Source organism: Acinetobacter sp. YH16044 (assembly GCF_013417145.1).
GTDB classification, from domain to species: domain Bacteria; phylum Pseudomonadota; class Gammaproteobacteria; order Pseudomonadales; family Moraxellaceae; genus Acinetobacter; species Acinetobacter amyesii.
This window is the reverse complement of sequence record NZ_VPEK01000114.1, coordinates 1-1,944: the sequence shown is the minus strand read 5'-3', so window position 1 is coordinate 1,944 and position 1,944 is coordinate 1. Positions and strand designations below refer to the sequence as shown.

The 1,944-nt window shown below is 33.5% G+C and carries 3 protein-coding genes; all 3 read right to left on the bottom strand.

The annotated features are described in order from the left end of the window. On the bottom strand, window positions 1-649 hold a 649-nt coding region (locus FTV38_RS17285; RefSeq protein ID WP_218950300.1), incomplete at its 3' end, for a relaxase/mobilization nuclease domain-containing protein. A gap of 53 nt (window positions 650-702) precedes the next feature. Beyond that, window positions 703-1,017 carry a hypothetical protein gene (locus FTV38_RS17280; protein ID WP_180023021.1) on the bottom strand — a complete coding sequence of 105 codons (315 nt, stop codon included), beginning with the start codon at window positions 1,015-1,017 and terminating at the stop codon, window positions 703-705. 610 nt (window positions 1,018-1,627) lie between these two features. Next, window positions 1,628-1,944: hypothetical protein (locus FTV38_RS17275; protein ID WP_180023020.1), on the bottom strand; the 317-nt coding region annotated here is incomplete at its 5' end.

The following is a 1,944-nucleotide window of genomic DNA, read 5'->3' as shown; positions in this document are numbered from 1 at the left end:
TTTTGGTTAAGTCTGCAAGTCTTACATTTTTTCCTATCTCCGAAGCTTTAAAGTCTTGTCCTGTTTGCCTTTCTACTATTCGAAAGCCTTGCATATTTCCTTGTTTATTTATCGTCAAATTAATGTCATACCCCTTGTTATGCATTAGTTCTTGGAAGTGTTCTATTGAGGTGGACTTATTTCGGCATTGAGTATAAGCTCTGCTTATCTCTTTTCTAAGGTCTTTTGTCATTTCCTTTTTCATTTCCTTGACTTCAACCGCTGTAAATAACCCCCTTTCTTTTGCAAGCTTTTCGGCACTCTCGTGAGCTTTCTTGTGTATCATACTATCGCTATGAGCTTTACCCTCTAAACTAATTCTATTGGCAATAATGTGTACGTGTTGCTCATCTGTTGAATTATGTACATAGGCTATGTACTGATTGTTTTCAAGTCCTAAGTTTTTCAAATGGTCTCGAGTTAACTGCAAAAGTTCATCTTTAGAAAATTTCACTTGTGCAGCGTCTGGAGATAAAACAATACTGTACGTGTTATTTTCGCAACGAGTATTTAAGCTTTGTACCTCTCTAAACTCTGATAGGATATCTTGTCCATTTTCACCCATTACTAAATTTCGGTCAAGCTCAAAGGCTTGCCCTTTATCATTCATGATGTAATCAATTGCTTGAGTACTCCCCTTAGTTGCTTTTGCTAAACTTACCATTACTTCAAGATTTTAATCTTCTTTGTCTGTTCTAATAATTCCCTTACTTCAGCTTTAAGAGCTTCATCATTGTATTGCTTGATATAGTTCGATATCCTCGCAAAGTTGGTTTGGAACTGTCGAAGTTCTTTAAAGGCTTCAAGTTCTGCTTCGCTCATTGGTTTGGGTAGTTGTCTGCCTAAACCACAATAGAGCATATATTCTGATACAGACATATTGCTCTCTTTTGCTTTCATCTTGATAACTTCCTTTTGGAAGATATCACAGCGAATTTCTATTCGCTCGGTTCTGTTCATCTTGTCTAATTCGTCCATACTTTTTCCTTTAAAAAGCCTCTCAAAAAAAATCAACCGAAGGGCGATTTTTTACCCCCGACCTTCGGGAGGGCAAGAGGGTTTTGTGTAGTATAAAATAGGGAGCGTAGCGGACTATTTTGTACGGAACAAAACATATCTTGACCTATTACAACGCATATCCATACTTAAAATTCACAACGAAGATACCCTTTTTTGCTCAAATTCAGCTTTGACACTTGCATATTACACCCCTTATTTGTACGTTTGCTACATCAATGAGGAGGGAGTAGGGCAATGCTGAGGAGCAACCACACAAGCGCCAAAATTTGATAACGAAACAAAAAAAAGCCCGGGCAAAATGCTCGGGCTTTTCTTATTTAATTATAATTTATAATTTCTTATTTCTATTTCGTTTTTTATTTCGAATATATAATATTCCAAAAGTAAAAGATATTAAAATACCAGATATCAAACTAAATACATTTGAAATATTCATATCACTTTTAATACAATCTTGAATAAAAATATTTAAATGTATTCCAGAAAAAAAAAGCGTTATTGAAAATAATAAAAAAACAATTTTATTATTTCTGAAAATACTACTCATAGTACTGTAATTATAATATTATTAACATGCAGCTCCCCAAGCAGCACTAGCAAAGATAAATCCTGCTGCTGCTAATGCTACTGGAGCTCCAACACCTGTAGCAGCTAATGATGCAAAAGCTATTCCTAATCCTACACTAGCTCCTCCACATGAAGTTAAAAATTCTTTAGTTCTTTTTCTCCACATCAAAGTATAAGGAGAGTCATTATTATTTATATATTTTGTATCATACATTGAATATAAACTATTAAATCCTTCAAAAAAAGGTTCATATTTATTATATAATCCTTTTTCATAAAATTTATTTTTATATTTCAATATAACTTCTTCTTTATTAA

What these genes read in the sequence shown, in the direction of transcription:
- FTV38_RS17280 (WP_180023021.1), bottom strand. Translation starts at nt 1,017, where the DNA reads ATGGACGAATTAGACAAGATGAACAGAACCGAGCGAATAGAAATTCGC.